Source organism: Bdellovibrio sp. HAGR004, from assembly GCF_055397015.1.
The window spans coordinates 3,335,266-3,356,633 of record NZ_AP029176.1; the positions used below are offsets into that span (position 1 = coordinate 3,335,266).

General features: G+C 49.9%; 16 protein-coding genes. 6 read left to right on the forward strand and 10 right to left on the reverse strand.

What is annotated here, in order from left to right; all coding sequences use genetic code 11:
- Positions 1–5 precede the first annotated feature (5 nt).
- The 6 genes from ACZ5ZV_RS16625 to ACZ5ZV_RS16650 are packed head-to-tail and all read right to left on the reverse strand — an operon-like array spanning position 6 to position 7,917.
- Entirely contained in the window at positions 6–1,382 is a 1,377-nt protein-coding gene (locus ACZ5ZV_RS16625) for an MlaD family protein (RefSeq protein WP_464118291.1), read from the reverse strand.
- On the reverse strand, positions 1,379–2,143 hold the full coding sequence (locus ACZ5ZV_RS16630; RefSeq protein ID WP_464118292.1) for an ABC transporter ATP-binding protein: 765 nt from the start codon (positions 2,141–2,143) through the stop codon (positions 1,379–1,381). The genes ACZ5ZV_RS16625 and ACZ5ZV_RS16630 overlap by 4 nt, the downstream gene beginning before the upstream one ends.
- The gene (locus tag ACZ5ZV_RS16635) at positions 2,143–2,970 is read right to left on the reverse strand and encodes an MlaE family ABC transporter permease (protein ID WP_464118293.1); all 828 of its coding nucleotides are present in this window, start codon (positions 2,968–2,970) and stop codon (positions 2,143–2,145) included. Before ACZ5ZV_RS16635 ends, ACZ5ZV_RS16630 begins: the two co-directional genes overlap by 1 nt.
- A 3-nt stretch (positions 2,971–2,973) precedes the next feature.
- On the reverse strand, positions 2,974–4,173 hold the full coding sequence (alr, locus tag ACZ5ZV_RS16640) for an alanine racemase (RefSeq protein WP_464118294.1): 1,200 nt from the start codon (positions 4,171–4,173) through the stop codon (positions 2,974–2,976).
- A gap of 9 nt (positions 4,174–4,182) precedes the next feature.
- Positions 4,183–5,673 carry a diguanylate cyclase gene (locus ACZ5ZV_RS16645; RefSeq protein WP_464118295.1) on the reverse strand — a complete coding sequence of 497 codons (1,491 nt, stop codon included), beginning with the start codon at positions 5,671–5,673 and terminating at the stop codon, positions 4,183–4,185.
- Positions 5,674–7,917 (reverse strand): sensor histidine kinase, encoded by a 2,244-nt coding sequence (locus ACZ5ZV_RS16650; RefSeq protein ID WP_464118296.1) that lies wholly within the window; start codon positions 7,915–7,917, stop codon positions 5,674–5,676. It abuts the gene before it with no gap.
- 125 nt (positions 7,918–8,042) lie between these two features.
- Here ACZ5ZV_RS16650 and nadB point away from each other — a divergent pair, with 125 nt between their 5' ends.
- From nadB to ACZ5ZV_RS16665, 3 genes are read left to right on the forward strand one after another with little or no spacing between them, the layout of a single operon-like run.
- Complete coding sequence (gene nadB / locus ACZ5ZV_RS16655) at positions 8,043–9,656, forward strand: L-aspartate oxidase (protein WP_464118297.1); 1,614 nt, start codon at positions 8,043–8,045, stop codon at positions 9,654–9,656.
- Between the two features lie 39 nt (positions 9,657–9,695).
- A complete protein-coding gene (locus ACZ5ZV_RS16660; RefSeq protein WP_464118298.1) occupies positions 9,696–10,547 on the forward strand; it encodes an alpha/beta hydrolase in 852 nt (283 codons plus the stop codon).
- Positions 10,547–11,137: a hypothetical protein gene (locus tag ACZ5ZV_RS16665; protein ID WP_464118299.1), complete on the forward strand. Its 591-nt coding sequence runs from the start codon at positions 10,547–10,549 to the stop codon at positions 11,135–11,137. Before ACZ5ZV_RS16660 ends, ACZ5ZV_RS16665 begins: the two co-directional genes overlap by 1 nt.
- Here ACZ5ZV_RS16665 and ACZ5ZV_RS16670 read toward each other — a convergent pair whose 3' ends face one another.
- The 3 genes from ACZ5ZV_RS16670 to ACZ5ZV_RS16680 all read right to left on the reverse strand — a co-directional run bounded on the left by ACZ5ZV_RS16670 (position 11,138) and on the right by ACZ5ZV_RS16680 (position 13,582).
- Positions 11,138–11,911 carry a substrate-binding periplasmic protein gene (locus ACZ5ZV_RS16670; RefSeq protein ID WP_464118300.1) on the reverse strand — a complete coding sequence of 258 codons (774 nt, stop codon included), beginning with the start codon at positions 11,909–11,911 and terminating at the stop codon, positions 11,138–11,140.
- A 136-nt stretch (positions 11,912–12,047) separates the two neighbouring features.
- Positions 12,048–12,824, reverse strand: a complete 777-nt coding sequence (locus ACZ5ZV_RS16675) for an SDR family NAD(P)-dependent oxidoreductase (protein ID WP_464118301.1) — start codon at positions 12,822–12,824, stop codon at positions 12,048–12,050.
- 5 nt (positions 12,825–12,829) lie between these two features.
- Positions 12,830–13,582, reverse strand: a complete 753-nt coding sequence (locus ACZ5ZV_RS16680; RefSeq protein WP_464118302.1) for an RNase H family protein — start codon at positions 13,580–13,582, stop codon at positions 12,830–12,832.
- Between the two features lie 197 nt (positions 13,583–13,779).
- Between ACZ5ZV_RS16680 and ACZ5ZV_RS16685 the strand changes: the two genes are divergently transcribed.
- Positions 13,780–14,634, forward strand: coding sequence for a hypothetical protein (locus ACZ5ZV_RS16685; protein WP_464118303.1), 855 nt, complete (start codon positions 13,780–13,782; stop codon positions 14,632–14,634).
- Between the two features lie 7 nt (positions 14,635–14,641).
- A complete protein-coding gene (locus ACZ5ZV_RS16690) occupies positions 14,642–15,430 on the forward strand; it encodes a hypothetical protein (protein WP_464118304.1) in 789 nt (262 codons plus the stop codon).
- Here ACZ5ZV_RS16690 and ACZ5ZV_RS16695 read toward each other — a convergent pair.
- On the reverse strand, positions 15,384–16,166 hold the full coding sequence (locus ACZ5ZV_RS16695) for a DUF5602 domain-containing protein (protein WP_464118305.1): 783 nt from the start codon (positions 16,164–16,166) through the stop codon (positions 15,384–15,386). The genes ACZ5ZV_RS16690 and ACZ5ZV_RS16695 overlap by 47 nt on opposite strands.
- A 295-nt stretch (positions 16,167–16,461) precedes the next feature.
- On the opposite strand from ACZ5ZV_RS16695, the gene ACZ5ZV_RS16700 reads away from it, so the two are divergent.
- On the forward strand, positions 16,462–21,321 hold the full coding sequence (locus tag ACZ5ZV_RS16700) for a zinc-dependent metalloprotease (protein WP_464118306.1): 4,860 nt from the start codon (positions 16,462–16,464) through the stop codon (positions 21,319–21,321).
- The last annotated feature ends 47 nt before the right edge of the window (positions 21,322–21,368 follow it).

The window sequence follows — 21,368 nt, forward strand, 5'->3', positions numbered from 1 at the left end:
ATATGTTAAAAAGGCGCCTTGGTTAGAAGTAGTTTAAGATCGTCGTTCGTCAGGAACAAACCTGCTCCGAGATAACCCGATCGAGCTCCCTGCTGATCGAACGCATCGTTGATCCCCCCGGTGATATAAATCCCGCGGTACAATGTGTAGGACAAGGAACTTCGTACATTTGTATTGCTGAATTGGAAAGCCTCGGCAGTGAACTTCAGTTTACGGCGGAAGAAGAAGTAGTCGATACCGAAACCACCGTTGTTTTCGATCACGCCCCCTTTAAGGGTCAGATCCCAGAAGTTCTTGGCAAAAAGAGCCGTGATCTTAATTCTATTCTCGTAAGTTTTCTTCTCAGTGTAATCACCGGGACCCACCGTCCCTGCCCCTGGACCTGTGATCTGAGTGCGGGTTGTTTCAACCACACCTGCAGGATCATCCACCACACCAATATAATAGTAACGGTCCAGCCCTGGCTGGATCTGCACACCGATATGGGTCTTGGTCGCACCCACTTCACCCAGGTATTCGCCGCGGAAATCAAACGCTGTCTGGATGCGGTTGGCTGAATCCAGCATGCCGCCCAGGCCGTCGATCGCTGACGTCAGGTTCTCGGAAGTTTGTTCGTCGCTGATCAGCTTACCCAATGCGCCTTCACCCTTGTTGATACGCGTGGTGATGTCATCCAGGTTTTTCACAGAATTCGACAAGCGCTTCCAGGTTTCTTTCAAGCCCGATTCGCTTTTGTCGTTCATGACTTCTTGCAGGTTGGCCGTGATATCATGGATATCATCCACAATGTCGCCAATCTTTTCCTTGTTATCCGTCGTCATTTGCGCCAGATCACCGGTCAAGGTCTCAATGTTTTTCACGATGCGGCCCAGAACATGGGCGCGAGTGCCATCCGCAGAGGTCGCTTCCTGAAGATTGCGGGCCACTTCCTTCAACGAAGAAGTCACTTCAGAAACCTGAGTCATCAGGTTTTCAAGATTACCACCTTCACGAATGCTCAGGATCTGGGCATTGTCTTCCAAAGGAGGATCCGTCGGAGACCCGGGATACACTTCCACGTGCTTATCCCCCAAAATCCCCTGGGCCTTAATTTCGATGGCGGCTGAAGTTGTCAGCGGAATGTCGGATTTCAAAGTGATATCCACACGGGCCATCCCGTCCTGCAAACGGATGTCTTTAATAACACCGACAGGAATACCTGCGGAACGAACTGCGGAGTTTTTCACCAGTCCGCCAGCATTGGGAAGAAGGAACCAGGCTTTTTTGGACCGGCCAAGATACGATGGATCGTCGCTGACCTGCATAGACATGACCGCGATGAGAGAGCCCACCACAATCACCATTAATCCAACTTTAAATTCAGCTGCGCGAAGCCAATTCATTGATGTTTCATCCCTTTATTCACGAACCTCTTCACCAGTTCAATATCGGTGTTGAAGAAGTCCTCTGGAGTACCAAATAACAGAACCCGGCCACTATCCAACATCGCGATATGGTCGGCAATCCTAAATGCGGCGGACAAATCATGGGACACCATGATGGAAGTTACGCCCTGCTTTAACTTATGAGTACTCAGAATCAAATTATCCACCATTTCAGTCAGAATGGGATCTAAACCCGTGGTCGGCTCGTCATAGATCAGAATTTCTGGATCTAGGGCGAGAGCTCGGGCCAGGCCTGTTCTTTTCTGCATACCACCACTGATTTGACTTGGAAGTTTGCCATAATGTTTGGACTCCAAACCGACCTGATGAAGCTTCTCTTCAGCTATACGAAGGACTTGTGCGGGCTTCAAATCCCGACGATGCTCCTGCAAGGGGAAGCAGACGTTTTCAAGTACCGTCATATCGTCAAACAACGCCGCCGACTGAAACAACACTCCAAACTTACAACGAAACTTGGTCAGTTCATCCGGAGACAAGGTCGAAAGATCCGTCCCCAGCACTTCAATCGTGCCAGAGGTCGGCTTAAACAATCCCAGCAGATGCTTCAACATCACACTTTTTCCGGTCCCGGAAAAACCAATGATCGCAGTCAGACTGCCTTTGGGGATTTCCAGATTGATGCCCTTAAGCACGAACTCGTGCCCGCCATCAAAGGACTTCTTCACATCGCGTAATGAAATTGCTGATTCAGTCGCCATTATGTAATCCCCACCAGACTATAGAACAAGCGGATCAGATTGGTTGCAAAGTAATCCAGGATAATAATTCCGACCATGCTTTGCACGACCCCTTGATTCGTGGCCTCTCCCACCCCTTTGGCTCCACCCGTGGTATTGAATCCGCGGTATGTACACATCAGCGCAAAATAAACACCAAAGATCATGCCTTTGATAAGGCCTTCGTTGATGTGACGGATTTCAATGAATTCGGCAATCTTCTGCCAGAAAACGGCCTCGTCCAAAGCCAGCATTTTTACACACAGGAACCAGCTTCCCAACATCGCCACAAAGTCAAAAACAGCGACCAGCAATGGCATGCAAATAAAAGCCGCCACCAAGCGAGGCGAAACAAGGTACTGCTTGGTGTTCACACCCATCACGTCCAAAGCATCAATCTGCTCATTCACGCGCATGGTTCCCAATCTCGCCGCCATCGCACCACCGGCACGAGCTGCCACGATCAATCCTGTCAATACAGGCCCCAGCTCACGCGTGATCCCCAGAGCGACCGTCGGACCAACCATGTTCACAGCATTAAAAAGCTTAAAACCCAGATACAACTGCAACGAAAGCGCCAGACCCGTAAAACCACCGGTCAGACAAATAATGCCTATGGACTGATTTCCGATAAACTCCATATGGCGAATGATTTCGGCAAAACGCGAAGGCTTGGCGAAAATCAGCCGGATGCTTTCATTGAAAAACAGAATAATTTTACCTGTCGAGGTCACAAGGCCCGACACAGTACCCATAAAGTACCGTCCCAACCCAAACACGGCTCTGTACAGTTTTTGCGACAGAGTCATTATTTAACCTCCAACTTCTTCCGAAATAAAACCCGCGGCGGCCCCCGTGTAAACACGAGGCACCCTTTCCCCCACACTGGTCAGCATTTCCCAGGTGATGGTCCGCGCCTGCGCAGCCAGCTCTTCCGGGGACAGGAAAGTACCATCAGATCCGTGACCAAACAAGGTCACTTCCTGGTCTTTAAACTGCTTCAAGTCCCGCCCCTGCACAACATCTGTCACATCCAGCATCAGATAATCCATACATATATTGCCGACCAAAGGAACTCTTTGCCCCGCAAATAAAACCGAAGACTGATTGGACAGGATGCGATGATAACCGTCAGCGTATCCAATAGGAACTACAGCAATAACAGACTCGCGCTGAGCCTTCCAGGTGCCACCATAAGAAACCGTTTCACCGATGCGAAGGTGCCGGTAGGTTGCTACGTGTGATTTCAAACTCATGACCGGCTTCAGGTCCCCGAAGTTTTTCTGCACCAGCGGGTTGTAACCATAAATCAAAAGCCCCGGGCGCAAGCCCCAGTTCTGCAGGAACATCGGATGGTCCGCCGCCGCCCCCTGATCCCGCAACAGCATGGCGCTTAAAATCCCCGCACTGTTTAAAGCATGACAGAAAATATTAAATGGTTTGAACAACTCACTGACTTTATGAAGTGCTCGCAACTGAGTCGCGCTAAAACCCTGAGGGTCCATCGCATCTTCACCGTTAAACAAGTGGGTCACCAATGCTTTCAGGCGGATCTTTTTATTCTGCCACAGTCGATCAAAAAGCTTTTGCGCTTCTTCCGGACGAAATCCCAAACGGTTCATGCCGGTATCAAACTTCAAATGAATCCCGACAGGCCCCGTCGCCGCCGCTTCCAGGTAATCAATCTGTTCCCACGACGTCACAACCGGGGTCATATTGTACTGAAGAATCTTTTCAGCACCTTCGCGATCAAAACCGCGAAAAACCAGAATCTCGGCTTTCACACCGAAGTTTCTCAGCAGCAAACCTTCCTCAATCAGACAGACACCCAAATGACGAATTCCCAGAGTTTCCAGAAAGCGCGCCAACTGCACGTCCCCATGGCCATAGGCATTGGCCTTCACCATCGGACACAAAAAAGGCACTTGCGGGAACGACCGCTGCAGCACCTGAATGTTGTGCTGAAGATGATCCAGGTTGATTTCCGCAAAGGTGCGTCGGTACATTTCCATTCTTAATCTCTATTCTGCGCTCACTTCAAACTCGGGACGGTGAGTTTCAGGGGCTTTATACAAACATATCTTATTTCCGCCCTTGTCCGTGATATGCAACAAGGCCTTGGTCGCGGTCTCATCCAAAGTTTTGGCGGAATCACACAACGACGGATACTCACTGACACCCAAGCTGACGGAAACTTTTATTCCGTTATCCAAGAACGAAGTGCTTTCGATAATCCGTCGCACCCGTTCTGCTCTCAGGGCCGCCCCCTTCTTCGGGCAATGTGGCAAAATCATCGCCAGCTCATTGGCTCCGGTACGGCAGGTAACATCATTCGTTCGACTTGTCTTAGAAATGATCGTGGCAACGCCTTTTAGCAACTCATCTCTCACCGCTTCACCCAAAGATGACTCGATCTCATAAAAATCATCCATGGAGATCTTCACAACCGAAAGGGGTTGCTTCAAACGGCGGGCCCGGGACACTTCATCCCCCAGAACCTTTTGATAATAATTGCGGTTATAAACCTCGGTCACGAAATCCGTAACCTCCAGCGCATCCACCTTCTTTTCCAGGGCAAAATTTGAATAGCACAAGGACAGCAGGGAAAACTCCTCGCCCATCTTTGTGACTTCATCCGTTGGCAAATTGCCGGAATAAACAAAAACACCTTCCAACGAACTGTGCGCATACAATGGCAAAGCTTTAGGAGGATTAAATCGGAAGGCTTCGACCAGCATCTCTGAAAAACGCGGCGGCAAAAGGCCCACGGCCATCTGACCGCTCAGCTCTTTCATATCAGCCGACTCAAGCTGAACACCCACACCCTGGATGTCCGAGGCCGGGATTCCACTGGCATGAGTTGCAACAAACGAACGCACAGAAGGCAGAAACTTAAAGAACACACACAAGTTGCCGGGAATATGATTCAGATACTTTTGAATCAGATCCTCTTTGCTTTGTGCCGAACGATAATCGCCGATTCGGGTCGACAAAGCCGGTGCCGGGGTCTTTTCCGCCTCAGCCTGCTTCATACTCTTGACCGCGGCTTCATGAACCTGATCCACCTGCGCTTTGGTGGCATTCAAATCATCAAAAAGCTGCTCGTTCTGATAAGTCAGATACAATTTTTCACAGGCGCGATCCACCGCCCATACCAGACGTGATTCCAAAGCCACAGGCTCGTCGGAAATCACATCCACAAAGCCGTGCTCGTTATACTGCGCCAGGATATCAAACTGACCAATAGCGCTGACCGCGATAAAACGGATCTCTTCGTTGATCTTCTGCACCAACGTGACGAAATCACTCAGACTGCCCCCCAAGGCGGCCGTGGAGAAAATCAAGATATGGGGAGCGTTCTCTTTAAGTCTTTGTTCCAGCGTTTCGGGGTCCTGGAAGAAATAGGCATCATAGCCCGCCTGCGAAAGATAAACTTTCGTAGAAGCTCCAATATCCACGTCCGTGGTGAAGACAAAAACCGTAAATTGAGAACTATAGTCGCGAATGTTCAATTAGATCCTCTTTCCAGGGCGACGAATTTCAACGTGGTAACTGTCCAGTTTCGAGGTTTTGACCGGAGCTGCCGCTTTGGGTGGAACAATAAGGTTCACTGGCGTCAACTCATCATCCATGGCATCCATCTCTGCCAGGCTTGCACCCGCCGCAGGTTCTGCTTTCACCGCAGTGGCTTTGATTTCCTCGACCGCCACAGAGACTTCCTCTTCAACCTCGACTTCCACCTCAACCTCTTCTTCCTGAACTGCCTGATCTCCCATAAAGCCATCAATGAACGTCAGTTCATCTTCCGCCGCAGGGACTTGTTTTTTCACTTTCATCTTCTTCACAACTTTTTTGGTTGTGACTTCGGGGCGGGCCGCTTCTTCAGCAGGCTTGACTTCCGCCACCTCTGGCAACTCTTCCAGAAGGTTGTCGATGTTCACATCCAAAGGCGACGCTGGCGCCGCCTCCATTGCCGGTTGCTGGGATTCTTCGAAGTTTGCCACAGCTTCGGCGCGATGCTCGGATTCCAGCTTTAAGCTTGGCAGATCCTGCATCACGATCACTTCTTCGTGAACTTCCGGTTGCGGGGCCACTGGCGCTTGCATCACCGGCACACCCATGGTCTTTCTGAACAGGATCATCACCTTGGTTCCCTGACCACGCTGGGATTCCACCCGCACTTCCGCGTTGTGTTCTTTTAAAATCCCGAAGGCCACAGACAATCCCAGCCCCATGTGGTTCTGGAACGAGCGGGTCGTAAAGAACGGATCAAAGATTTTTTCAATGTTGGCAGCGTCGATACCTTCACCGCAGTCTTCAATGGTCAGATGAGTTCCGCGCTCATCCTCGAAAATATCCAGTTTGATTTCCTTTTTCGCCATGCGCTCCATGGCTTCCACAGAGTTGGTCAAGATATTCACCAACGCCTTGGTGACGGCATCCACATCCATGTCCTTGGCAAAGGCATCCTGGAAGTTCTTGATCACTTTCACGCCTTTTTGCGAAAGCAGACTGTCCATTTCCTTCAAGGCACGCACCACGGGACCTTCGACACGGACGGCGTTTTTCTCTTTCACTTCTTCTCCGGCATAACCCAGAAGTTTATCCAGCACACTGCGGGCCGCACGGGTTTCACGCAAGATGGATTCCGTGCTTTGCACCACTTCGCTATCCGGATGCTTTGCCAGAATCATCTGTGAATAGCCCAGAATCGAAGCCAACGGTCCGCGCATTTCATGCGCCAGTGCCGACGCCACACGAGTGGCGGCATTCAGGCGTTCTTTGTGGGCAATTTCGGGATCTTGAGCGACAACTTTTTCAACCACAGGTGCTGGTGCCGGCTTGGCCTTGGCTTCAGCCAGCGCGTGCTCCAGATTTTCAATTTCCTTTTCCGCCGGGGAAATCACCCACAGGGCCGCCGCTGTCCCTACCAGCACAAGTCCCGCCCCCAACAGAAGGAACTGCCACCACAAGCCGCTGCGCCCCTTCATGGCCTCTTTCAGCGGAGCCGAGCTCAACACCAGAAGATTGCTCTGCGGGATGGACTCATACATACCGTAAAGTTCCTGACCGGATTTCAATTTGAAAACAGAACTGCCGTGGGATGAACCGCTTTTTTGTGCTTCCTGGAAAACAGGATCATCGCGCATCACCGTGCCCAGATACTCAGGCACCGAATGCCCCACGGTCAGACCCGAGGACGTGACGATCGAAAACGCGCTCAGGCTGCCTTTTTGTGCATCGATCATAGATTGGAAAATTTCGCCCGATCCAAACAAAGCATAAGCACGGGAGCCTTCAATGAACACCAGTGCCACATAACGGCCGCGTTGCGCGTCCTGGAAAGGTTTCACATAAAAGCGCTCGTCACCACTTCGACCTGTCAGATTACCGATGGCCGCTTTGATGAATTCCTTGTTCCAGTTGGCAGCTTTGGAATTTTCACGCACAGACAAAGCCTGCGGATCAAGTTCATTGCCACGCACCGAGAAAGCCCCCACCGCGTAATAGGGAGCCAATGAATTCCAGTTCATTTTTCCCTTTTGGAAGTTGTCGGCATTCAGATTCGCCACCACCCGTTGCAGGGATTTTAGCTCCACCGCCAAAGAGTGATTGATGGCCCCCAACTGCGTGCGTGTCTGCGCCTCGACCCAACTCATGCGATCACCATAGACGAAGCTATCGGTCCGCCACAAAACAGCACTGATAAACAGCGCCGCCACAGCAATCAGAACGACGATGAGTTTAACTTTCATTGAGGCAGTTCCTTCCCTGGAAAAATGAACGAGATACCTTTGATTTCATTGTAGTTTTAGAAACTGGTAAGAATCAAGCAAGAGTCCTTTGCAAATGCCACTAAAAGGAGTAGAAGATCCTCACTATGAGTACTCACCGCTGCGATGTTTTGATTATCGGCTCTGGCACTGCTGGATTGGCTTTGGCACTGAAGCTGTCTGAAAAAGGAAAAGTCGTCGTCCTCGCCAAAGAAAGTGCGGGCGGCACCAATTCGGCCATGGCCCAAGGGGGCATCTCGGCCGTGATGTCCGAGGAAGACAGCTTTGAGTCTCATGTGCAGGATACTTTGGAGGCCGGAGCGGGTCTTTGCAAAGAAACTGTGGTTCGCGATTACGTAGAGCAAGCCCCTGAACGGATTAAGGATTTAACAAACTGGGGCGTCCATTTTGACGTTCGTCGCAAAGGCACCAAAGAGACCTACGAAATCGATTTGACGCGCGAAGGCGGACACAGCAAACGACGCATCCTTCACTTCGAAGATCAAACGGGATTGGAAATTCACCGCACGCTTTTGGCTCGTGCCTGGGAGAATCCGAACATCACACTGATGGAAAAATTCTATGCGATCGACCTTATCGTCAACAAAGAGGTCGACCCCACGGACATGACCCCGGTGACCTGCGTGGGCAGCTATGCCCTGAATAAAGAAACCGGCGAAGTGCATACTTTTATAGCAAAAAACACCATCCTGGCCACCGGAGGCGCCGGCAAGGTGTATCTGTACACCTCCAACTGGAGCGGAGCTACCGGTGATGGCATTGCCATGGCCTACCGAGTGGGGGCACGCATCGCCAATTTGGAATTCATGCAGTTTCATCCGACCTGCCTGTACCACCGCGAATCCCGCAACTTCCTGATCTCCGAAGCCCTGCGTGGCGAAGGTGGAGAACTGGTGGACGCCCAAGGCAATGCCTTCATGCACAAGTATCACAAACTGGGTTCACTGGCTCCGCGGGATGTGGTGGCCCGATCGATTGATAAAGAAATGAAAAAGACCGGCGCGGAATGTGTCTATCTGGACATGACCAAGCTGGATCGTGAGTTCCTTAAACAGCGCTTTCCGACAATCTTCAACAAATGTGAAGAATTCGGCATCGACATGAGCAAACAACCCATTCCGGTGGTTCCTGCCGCTCACTATCTTTGCGGTGGCGTCCTGACAGATGTGACCGGGCGCACGGACATCACCGGCCTTTGGGCCGTCGGTGAAACCGCCTGCACCGGCCTGCATGGAGCCAACCGCCTGGCTTCCAATTCTTTATTGGAATGCCTGACAACAGCTCACAATTGCGCTGAAGAAATTAAGGCGCACTGGAACTCTTACTCCTTGTACGCAAAAGAGCCCAAACCCTGGACTCATCCTCAGGAATCCAACGATGACGAGATGATCGTGATCAATCATATGTGGGACGAAATCCGTCGCCTGATGTGGAACTATATGGGCATTGTCCGGTCCAACAAACGTCTGGCACGCGCCCAGCATCGTCTTAAAAATATTCTTTCAGAGACCAAAGAATATTATTCCAACATGAAAATTCATTCAGACATTTTAGAGCTGCGTAACATTGCTATCGTTGCCGACCTGTCGGTGGAATGTGCTCTTCGTCGACATGAGTCCAGAGGCATCCATTACAACCTCGACTATCCAGAAAAGAGCAAGACCGCTCAGGATACAATCGTCGTTCGAGGCCTGAATTGACTTGCCCGTGTGGGTGGGGTCGCGGCAAGCTAAGACAGTATGTACAAAAGATCTGAAGGTTTCTTTAAAGGCTATCAAGACATCAATTTGTTCTTCCAGATTTGGGACAATCCCGAAGCGCGCGGAACGGTCATCATCACTCATGGCCATGGTGAACATTCCGAGTCTTATCACCGCCTGATCAAGGCGTTCGAAAATGACAAGTGGAGCTTCTATGGCTGGGATCTGCGCGGTCACGGTCGATCCGAGGGACGTCGCGGCTACGTTGCGGAATTTGACGACTACTGCAGGGACTACAAAATCTTTTTGAACATGGTTTTGCAACAGGAAAAAGTTCGCAAAGGGCCGGTGATTTTGTACTGCCACTCTATGGGTGGATTGATTCAGCTAAAAACTCTTTTGCAAAACTCTGATATTGATTTCACAGCCATGGTGATCAGCGCTCCGCTGCTGGGACTGACAGTTCCCGTGCCAGCGTTTAAATCCGTCGGAGCAGGTCTGCTGAACAAGATTCTGCCGCAGATCACAATGGGGAACGAGCTGACCAACGACATGCTGACACGTGATCCGGATGTGATTCGCGAATACGAACAGGATGCCCTTCGCCACACGCGCGTGTCCCCGGGTGCTTTCCTGGGCTTCCTGGAGTCGTTTGATTACGTCAATCCCCGCGCCAATCAATTAACAAAACCTGCTCTGGTGATTGTTTCGGATTCCGATCCGGTGATCAGCACGGCGGCCACCAAAGCTTTGTATGAGCATCTGGGAAGTTCTCAAAAAGAACTCTTCGTTTATCCCAATGCCAAGCATGAGCTGATCAACGATACCATCCGCCAAACAGTTTTTGCGGATATAAAAAAGTTTCTCGATGGTTTTTTGGAGTCCAAGTAATGAAACAACTTTTCAGTCTTATCCTTGTCACCCTTCTTTCAGCCTGTGCCACAACTTACGAAGTCACTCCTTCGGGCCGCACCTTGCGCACGTCGGATCAATACATGGAAGTTCTGGAACAGCACTCTGACAAGATCCGCAGCTATTCCGGTTTTTATAATATTCTGGATGTTGAAGGCGTTGCCTTGAATTCCAAAGTGGCCGCGGCCCAGTTGGATCAGAACGTGCGTCTGTATCAATGGAGTGACAGCAAATATCAGGAAGAAAAGATCAAATTTGAACAGCGCTTGAGCAAACAGGCAGAATTCTTTGTCAGCTTCTTCACTCCGGAAAGAAAGAACGACGATCTTTTCAAAGACACCACGATGTGGAGAATTTTCCTGGATGTCGATGGTCGCCGCTTTGAAGGCAAGGCCACTCGTTTGAAACTTCCCCTGGCGGAAATTCAAGGGATCTATCCATTCCACAATCGTTTTGCCACGCCTTATATTTTCACTTTCCCGGTTCCAATGCTTTCGATTGAAAGCAAAGAGATGAAGGTCACCATGACGGGTCCGGTGGGCTCAGGAACACTGACAATCAAACCGTGATTATTTCGATTCCATTCGATGTCGGGCCTCTTCAGGACTGACGTACTTTGAAAAGATGCGGAGGAAACTCCCATCTTTTTTCATTTCATCGAAAGCTTTTTCCAGCAACTGACGTTCCTGCTGATTGACCCGGCGCTTTGATATAAAAGCCCCAATCTCGACCCGCACAGAAGGGTCCTCCACCCGCGCCACCATTTTTTCCATTTTTAGTTTGGCTATATGATGTGAATTGACGATTCCAGAAAAAAGAACCGCCTGCACACGCCCTGCTTTCAGCAGATGAAAAGCTCCCTCGGGGCCCGGTGTGCCCAACAGTCGGCCTTCTTTCAAAAGCTGCTCCTCCTGCTCTTTGTCGATCATATTCCAGCCACCGATAAGATGCGCAAACTTGATCTTTTTATCCTGAAGATAGTCTTCGATTTTCCAGTCTGGTCGATGGCTGCTTTGCGCAACCAGCATTTCACGATAGTTGGTATAAAGGCGAACGAAGTGCCCCCCTTTGGCATAACCCGACTGCTCGGCCCCTAACAACACAATATCGGAGCGGCCACGGGACATATTCTCAATCCCCACCGGCATCGAACGCTCCGTCTCAATAAAGGTGCAGCCCAAACGGTTTTGAAGTTCGACGGTGAGATCATGAGCCAACCCCTGCAGACGGCCATTCTTGAGAATCGCCAGGGGTTCAAAATCACTGATATCCACAAGGTAACGGCGCGTGCAGGTCGCGGATCTTTTGACAGCCTCTTTATCCTGCGCAGGAACTTCGCGCACAAGAAACGCCAATAACAAAAAGAAAAAAAACAGCCTCGGCAACATCATCTCTCAAATCCTAACCTCTTCTCGGCAACCTTGAGTAAGGTTTTAAGAAAGTTACAGACTCTTAAGATTTACAGAGGCCTTGCGAGCATCAAGAGCGCTTAAAGCGACGAAGAACTTCCATCTCAAAAAGAGGCTTGGCCATCTTCGCAATTTTCAGCCCCACACCGGTCAAACCCGAGGGTTCCACGACTTCCAGATCATGCAAGATCGCTTCACGAATGACCTGGGCATACTTCATTGGTGAAATAGTGTCCGTAGGAACCTCGAAGTTTTTGGAATAAAGATTTTCGACTTCATCAAACATGCGGGTTCGGACCGCCGGCGTGATGAGCAACAGCGTGGACACTCCGGTATCCTTCAGCTCAAGACGAATGCAGTTTGTGAAGGCCACAACGGCCGCCTTGGAGGCAGCATAAGTCGAAGCACAGGGAAAATGCATATAAGCCGAAACGCTGGAATTATTGATGATTTTTCCGCGTTTTCTTTTCAACATGCCCGGCAGAATTCCATGCGTCAGATGCACCAGAGCGTTCACATTCACCTGCAGCATCTTGTAGATATCGTCAATCGGCTGCTTTTCAATCAATCCGCCCGTCAACATCCCAGCGTTGTTAAACAGAATATCCACCGGCACCTCCGCCAATTGCGCCAGCAGCGCATCAACACCCTCGCGCGTGGATAAATCTGCTTCATGCACAGTGACGGACTTAGCACCAAGCTCTGTCAACTCTTTAACGATTTCCTCGTCATACTTACGCAAAACCACATGCAGATGAGCCTTGTCTTCGGCACACATCTTAGCAAAAGCACGACCGATTCCGCGGCTGGCTCCGGTGATCAGAATTTGTCTGTTGCTGATTTCCATAGTGCTTATCCTTCCTTGATTTCAGTTCCAGGGCCCAGACCCCAGGATTTCAAGATTTCGATTTCTTCAGCGGCGGACATGGCTTTTTTAAACTTGGCACCCGACTGGCCACTGACACGCTTTTGACATGAAGGCCAAGTTCGATGACGATACACCAAGCCCCCCAGATTGCTCAGATAACTGAAGGCTTCTTTCTTCTTTTCGCCATTACCCTTCATTTCCGGCAACGCCGTGTTCGTGGGAACATTCAAAAGATCAATTCCATAGTGTTCCAGGTCGCCACGATACAACTGGATATATTCTTTTTTAGAAAAGGCCACCGCAATGCGATCACAGCGTTCATTCCCCGGAGTTCCCATGTGCCCGCGGGAATACAACCATTCAATTTTCCCTTGAGCCCCACGCGCCGCCACCACTTGAGAGATGTCCTCCCAAAGATCACGATTGGAAACTTCACCGCCTTCCGCGGTTTGCCAGTTTTTGCGGCGCCAGCCGAAGATCCACTGCGTGATTCCGCGGATCAGATAGGTCGAGTCAGTATAAAAATGAATCGGCATTTTCAAGTGAGCCACAGCACGAAGGGCCTCCAGAGCGGCCGTCATTTCCATGCGATTGTTGGTGGTGGAGGATTCTCCCGCCCCCAGCTCCAGCACTTGATTGTCAGGGAAAAGCAGAACGCTGCCCCAGCCCCCAGGACCCGGGTTTCCAGAGCACGCACCATCGGAATAAATCAGAATATAATCTCTCGGTTTTTGCACCCGATCATCCTCATCGTGTTGCCCGGGACTGTCAAGGCCACCCGTTTCTCAAGCCGGCCCCTTTTGGGGCTGGTGGCTAAACATTGGACAGTCCTGTGTGCTTATAATGGCCCAGGCTGAATTTATTACTGGCATCGTCTTCGCAACAATATTCACGGACAGGACTTTAGGAGCTTTTTAAGCTCTGAGGAGAAGCTATGGTTATTGCAATTCGTCCCCTTATTGGTTTTGTACTGACGGCGCTGATGGCAGCACCGGTGTTTGCCAATAACAATGCTTCTGTCACCTCCCCCACTTCTGTCATCCAGACCCCTAAGAAAGACGGCCGCCGCTGGAGTGGATTTGTCAGCGCCAGCCGATCGACCAATTTGGTGAACCATGACGATGGCACTCAGTCCGACGTCATGGACTATCTGGCCCGTTTGAATTTGAAGCTGACCAACAATTTCTCCTTGCGCGTGCAGGGGGGCTATTCGCAAGACCTGAAAGACGCCCAAAATGATGACTTCAGCAACACCTCCGTATCCCTGCGTCGCGCACCTTTTGATCTGAACCAAAGTTTCAAAGGCACTTATCGTGTGGGTATGATTGCCCCGACTTCCAAAGATGCATATAAAAGACAGAACCTGCTGACCGGGATCACCGCCGGTGGCGACCTGATGATCAACCCGGATCGTCTCATTACGGGACTGGACATTCTGGGCGGCGTCAGCGTTACACGCAACTTCCACCAATATGAAACTGCGCTGGATGGAGCCGTGAACACACAATACAGCTCTTCTCAGATGGTTTCCATTTCTTATTCCTTTGAATCGGGAGTCGCCTTGTCCGCCACATTCACTCACATGAACACCTGGTCCTACCAGAACGTCATGAGAGACTCTTTCGATTTCAGTCAGGAAATTGGCTATGACATCTCCCCGTCCTTCAACATCGCCGCAGGTCACACCAACTCAGGTTCCACACTCAGACCCAACGGCACTGATTCCAACGTCAAATTGCTGGATGAGGAAAGCTCTTTGATCTACGCCTCGGCAACATTTGTTTTCTAGGAACCGTATGAAGTTTTGGCTGGCGGCATTCTTATTATTTGTGTGCTTCCAACCCCGGATTTCTCTGGCCACGCCTGCCGTTGATATTGTCTTCGACATCGACTGGACAACCTTTTATTCCATTGAAAATTCCAACGAAAATGACCCTCAACAGCGCACTGTCGAAGGCAAAACCTATCGTTATACGGATTTTTTGCCAGAGGTGATTGAAACCCTGCTTCTGCGCCATCCCGAAGTGCGCATCAGTTTCTTCAGCGGCGGAGACAGATCCCGCAATGAAGCTTTACTGGAACAAGTGCATCTACCTGACGGTCGGTCTTTGCGGGACATTGCATATCGTGTATTTTCCAAGGAACATCTGAAGGTGGTGTCTCAAGACGAGACCATCCGATTTTCCAAGCGCAACAAAAAAGATTTGGCACTCGTGATGCCCGAATCCCACCCCGCTCGCACCATTCTGATCGACGATCAAGTGGAGTTCGCTGTGAAGCCCTATAAGGCCGTGTCCTCGTTGGGGTTCTTCAATTTCAGCCCGGAATTCAAAGCTCCACTGGCGGGGGAATCCTATGCTCCGAAAACCCGCGCTGAATGGCTGCAAGAACGAAAGAAGGCCCTGGTATGGCTTCACCTTCTGGATGAAGCCCTCAAAGAAAGCAGAACAAAGGGGACTTACTTCGCTGATGAGGTTTCCCGTCTGTGGGATCTCAAATCCGCAAGCCCCCTGGCTCGCCTTTACGGAGCTCGCCTGATCAATTCCCCGCGCGCAGTTTCCTGCCAGAAGGTGTTTGCTCTTTAGCAGCCTCTTTTTTGATTAAATCCCTCATCGTGATCATGTGCAGACCCAGTTCTTCATTATACTCCAGAGTGTAGCGGGCTGGATAATATCCTGTCTCCGCGACAGCTTCGGCCATGGGAATGGGACTTTCAAAAGCAGTGGTTGTCTGGATGAACTCTTGGGTGATCATGGGCTCCAGGAAGTTCATCTTGCCGCCATAGAATCCGTAGATAAAGGTACTTGTGAACGGTTGCCCGTTGTATTCCGGCGAACGCGGGTCTACCCAATGCCATCCCATTTGCGGAACTGGCTCTGGTGTTGGCACATAAAACGGTGGAATCTGATTTGCGGGAGCCATCTGCATGCAAACGGCATGATCATCACCCTGGCAGGTGATGGCTTCTCGCTGAGCCGGAGATATCAAATAGAAATGGAAATCGAAGTGCGGTTTACCGTATATACTGTCAGGTTCGTGTCCATGCGGCATCCAGTTTAAAACAATGTGATTGTAAGGTGGCAAGAAAACCACCGTCGGCAAAGACACTACATACTGACCCGGCTCGTGCTCAGGAAGTCCCTGCAATGCCTCTCGGGGAAACGCCACGCCAATAGCCAGAGGCTCCCCTGTGTCCGAGGCTTCAACAAAGGATCTTACAGTGGCGCCCCCCAGAGCCACTGGCGGCCCCCAGATCGTGACTGCCTGTGCGATAGATGAAAGCGCGAATGAAATCAGAAAAGCGAAGGAAAACCTTTTCATAAATAACCCCCATGTTTGACCATAGCTAAATCCGCGTCTCAATCTGAGACAAGATTCATCCCGAAAAAATGTCGGGAATCAGAACGGATCTGGGCTCAAATTTAAAAAGGCCCGAATTGTCCCCTGACTAAAATCTCGACAGCTTCCAACGCTGTAATGCAAATAATTCCAACTGGGACCAAAGCACCGTGGCACCTTCGATGCATTTATTCCTTTTAGGAGAGAGTCATCCTTGGCAAAGCCCCTATATTCGATATGGGCTTCAGAGGGTGACATTTTAGGAATGGAGAGAGTTATGTCTAACAAGACTCAATACGCAAAGGCCCTGACCGCTCTGGTTGCTTTCGCACTGTTTGCTTCGGGTTGTACGAAGAAAAGAGATGCGGCGCTGCCCGAAGAAGCTCAGGAATCCATCTTTGCGATCAAAGAAACAGATGCCTTGCAGGCTGAATCTGCAGATATGCAGGTCACAACTGACGAGCGTCTGACAAACTTGAGCTTGGGTGATGCCTCCAAAGCCACTGCTGAAAAAGGTGTGGTTGCAGTTACAGACGTTAAAGTTCCAAACCGTCTGAAGTTCATGTTTAAAGGGCTTGAAATGACAGGACAAGCGGGTCGCTCCTACCCGATCACTCTGTCTGTAGACAGACAGTTCGTCACAGCCTACAAAATTGTATCGGATGTTTCTGAACTTTCCATTCTTGAAAAACAGTTGGCTCAGGTGAAAGAAGAAGTTGTTCTGCAAAAACAACTGCAAAAAGCCAAAGACAACTCCAAAGTAAAATCTCTTCTGGCAAATCTGAAACAGGTCCGCGCTCAAAAAGCGACAGCTTTGGCTAAAAAAGACGCCAAGATCCTGGTTCCATTGTTCAAATTCAAAATCACTGGTTACGGCGTTCTGCAAAGAACAAAGAACCAACTGAATGAAGAAACATCCACACTTCGTCTTAAAACAACAGACTGGGCGGATGCGACTCACTTCCAGATGTCCATCAATCCATCTGACCGTATGCCAGTGGGCATTGACGCCGCTTCCCGCGGCGATCTGGATCGCACTTTTGTCATGGACCGCATCAATAACAAAGTCATGACTGCGAAAACTCTGAAAGAAGAGTTCCAAATCCCAGTTGCAATGCAGGAAAATGCCCGCGTTCTGACTTTGTTGGATGTGGATGCTTTGCATGTCTTTGAAATCGGTCAAATCGGCAAAACCGAATTGAGCGATTCCCAAATGCAACAGTTGAAACTGGGTTCCAACAAGTCCAATGTGCGCCAGTGTTCTGCGGAGCTGGTGAAAACTCTTCCTGCAGAAGCTCAGGAAGGTTGTATCCTGATCCTTCGTTATGATGTTCCGGTTTCCTATGTTCGCGCTGAACTGCCAGTGGTGGATTATGATGGCAATCAGGATGCGACGGTCTCCTTCAAGCCAGTGCGCGCAGTTGAAAACACGGGTCTGGTACAGATCGAACAAAATGTTCAACCTAAGAAAATTGAAGCTAACAACGAAATGGATCCACGCACGACTCTTCGTGTGGCGGACATCAAAGGTAAAGAGTTCTTCTTCAAACGCACTTTGGAAGATGCTCCAGAAACAACGATCTTCCCTCCTGGTATGGCAGGTGCGTTGACTATTGTTAAATTCGACCTGGAAGAAAACCGTCTGGTGGTTCGTAAAGCTGATAAATTGTTGAACCATAAAAACGGTTCTAACGCGATGGAATACGAAGAGTTGATGTCCATCCCGGTTAAGTACTTCAAACACGACAAAAAAGACGCGTCTGGTGCTGACTACTCGATGGTTCGTATGGCTCCGGCCACACGCGTGGATGCTGAGCTCATCGAAATCGACTGGACTCGCAACACCCTGTCATCTGACTACTCTCCGTATGAGTCTTTGCAGGAATCCTGCATCCGCTCTATCGCCGACACTCAAGTGTCCGATGTAAACATGAACCTGGAAAAAGGTTCCCTGAACTTCACCTTCAACTACTCTGTGGGTCTGGCTGCGTGGTGTATTTCTGACTACCGTGTTGCGAATGACTATAACGGAACTCCGAATTATTCCACAACAGCTCGCATGAAAGAGCGTGTTTCCTTCAAACTAAACGACGGTAAGTCCGACAAAGCCTTTGCTCCGGAAGTTCCATTCCGTGCACAAAATGCAATGGGTTACGGTGTATGGACGATCGGTCAAATCAACCCGACTGAAACAGGTCTGTATGGCCGTGAAGGTCAAGAACGCAATATGACGGTTGTTCACGACTTCCGTGATGGCAAAACTCTGCTTTACACAGTCACGGGTCTTGAGCCTTCCGCGAAACTTCAACCTGAAATCCGTCAGTTGTTCATCGATACAACCAAAGAAGTTGTTGACGCATGGGACCTGGCTTACAGACAAGCCTTCAAGGGCACTCCGTTTGAACGCACTGGCCGCTATGTCGAGGTTCAGTTCGCGGGTCAAGATGGTATCGAAGCCAAAGTTGGTGATTTGAACAGAAACATCATCCACTTCGAAAATAAATTCAACGACAATCACGGCGTTTTGGGTGTGTCTCAGGTTGGTTACAACCCACGCTCTGGTATCGTGGTAGCGGACTCCCTGATTGTTTACGCGGGTAACTTGCAACAGTACATTGCCGGCACTCAACGCAACCAGCAGATCACTGTTGCCTGGAACGACCAAAAAGAAGCCTTCCGTCAGGCGGCTTTGAAACAGTTGACTCAACAGCAAGAAGCCGAAGCAGCGGCTGAAAAGCAGGCCGCCGCGGGCGCAAAAGCTGGTGGCACGACTGAAGAAAAAGTTCAGACGGCAACTCAGTTTGCAAAGAAAATTGCCAAACTAGCCCTGGCTCACAAAAAAGAAGTTGGCACTAAGGTGCAGACTAAAAACATTTCTGCAGTAACATCAAATGTTAAAGCTGCGGCTCAGTTGCGTAAGTCCCTGGGTGGCGATTCCGCCTTCCAATATGCTTCGCCAAATATGGAAAGCGGCTGGTTGGATCGCGTTCTTCGCAAGTTGAATGAAAACAAATCCATGGATGTGGCTGAACTTGAAGGCCTGGTTGCCAAAGAAATGCTTGCTTCCAAAGGTGCCAAGCTGAATCAGCGCGACAGAAACCAGTTGGAAGCGATGACTCGTCGTGGGGACATCCGCACGAAGCTGAGCTCTCACTTCAAGAACTCTCCGGGCTGTATGCTGACTGCTCGTGAATCCTTGGGCCGTAAATACGCTCAAAGCTCTTACAAAGATGCTCTTCGTGAGATGTTGTACTTCGACTTGGCCCATGAAATGGGTCACTCTCAAGGTCTGACTCACAACTTCATCGGTTCCTTCGATAAAGCGAACTTCAATAATATGGACGGCTCTGAGTCCAAGCGTAACTACTCCTCTATTATGGACTACTACGCTCCAGGTTCCTTCAGCTGGGATGGTATCGGTAAATACGACATCCACGCTTTGCGCGCTTCCCACACAGGTTTGCTGGAAAGCTCTCAGGCTGGTAAATACGTACACGTTGACCAGATCAAGAATGCTATGAAGTCCTGGAATAATGTGACTACGAACGCTGTTTCCAAGTACTTGAAGCCATACAAATACTGCACGGACATCCACGTACAGCTTGAACCAACTTGCCAACGCTTTGACTCTGGTACCTCTGCGACTGAAATCGTGGAAAACCTGATCAAAGACTACGACGATGGATACGTCACGAACTACCACTCTTGGGGTCGTAACAACTTCTATCTGGGTTCTTCTGCAGCTGCTACGGGCAGATCCATGCACACCATGTTCTTGATGCGTCAGTTTATGGACGAGTTGTTCTACAAGCTGGTTCTGGGCATCGGCTCCCAGGAAGAGCGTCAGGACTACATGCAGGCGACATTGAAAGCGTACATCTTCTTCAATCAGTTGTTGAAGACTCCGGATGCAAACTCTCCGTTCTTGAGCGCGGACCGCTTTGAAGCGATTCCATACCAGTACAAGGAGACAAATGAAAAAGGTGAAGAAACTGGCAAAGTAATCACAGATATCGAAATCGTTGAAAAACGTGCTTTGCAGGACATGGCCATGGCCGAAGATCGTCTGGATACCGTGGGTATCGAATACGACAAATTGATGGCGATGAACTTCCTGACTATGAAAGGTTACCCAGAATACAAGTACTATGCGAACAGCATCCAGTTCTCTTTCCTGGATTTCGAGAAGTACATCCTGGGCATGTCTCCAGAAAGCAGCATCTATGTGAACACAATCACAGGTATGCTTCTGGATCAGTTGCAACCTTCGTTCACGAATGCTCACGCGATCCTGAGCCTGGCAGAAGGTTTGAAAGCGACTGTCACCCCAGCAATGAGAGCTTACGCAGGTATCTTCTCGGTCTTGAATCTTGAAGCTTCTACGCTGAGAGACAAAGACAACTTTGCGAACCTGTTCAAGGTAGGTACTTCTGTAGGTGCGGCTCCGACAGACCGTATTACCCTGAGCCAGTTGGGTGTTTCTGCGGACAGCAAAACACGCCTGACTTACTGGGCAGTGGACAACGCTTTGGCATCCGGCACTTTGTTGCAGGTTGCGGCGGAAAAGAACAACGTTCTTCAGGCTTCAGATGTTATCGTGCCAATGATCGAGAAGATGGTTGCTTTGCAAACTCAGGATCTTCTGACTCAAGGTAAGATGGCTGAACAGGTGAAAGCGGCGAAAGAAGCGCTGACTGCGAAATTGAATGAGCTGAACAAAGACGGAAAACTGGTTTCTGCGGAGCTTGTAAAAGCAAATCCACAGCTTTCTGTTGAAGGTCAGGTTGCAATGATGGAAGAGCTGAATAAACAAATCATCTCTGTATCCATCGCCCTTCTGACAGAGCAGAAAGGTGCTCAGGAAGCAGCTCAGCAACTTGCTGATCAAGCATCCCAGATCGAGGAAGTTCTGCCATTGTTCTCTCTGAACTTCACGGCTGTGAAGTCCGGCCTGGAAAAAACAGGTGCGGCTTTGAGCAAAAACAAAGGTTTTGAAGTTCTGGAACAATTGGGTGACGTGGTCGGTCAATTGGTGAATGGTTCCAACCTTGAAGTTTCCTACGGAATCATCATGAAGAACCTTGAGTTCCTCAACAAGCTAAGCTTGATGACGAACCCAGAGCTGAACAGACAATAATAAGACTCTCCGGCCCGGGCTCTTCTCTCTCTCAGAGCCCGGGCTTT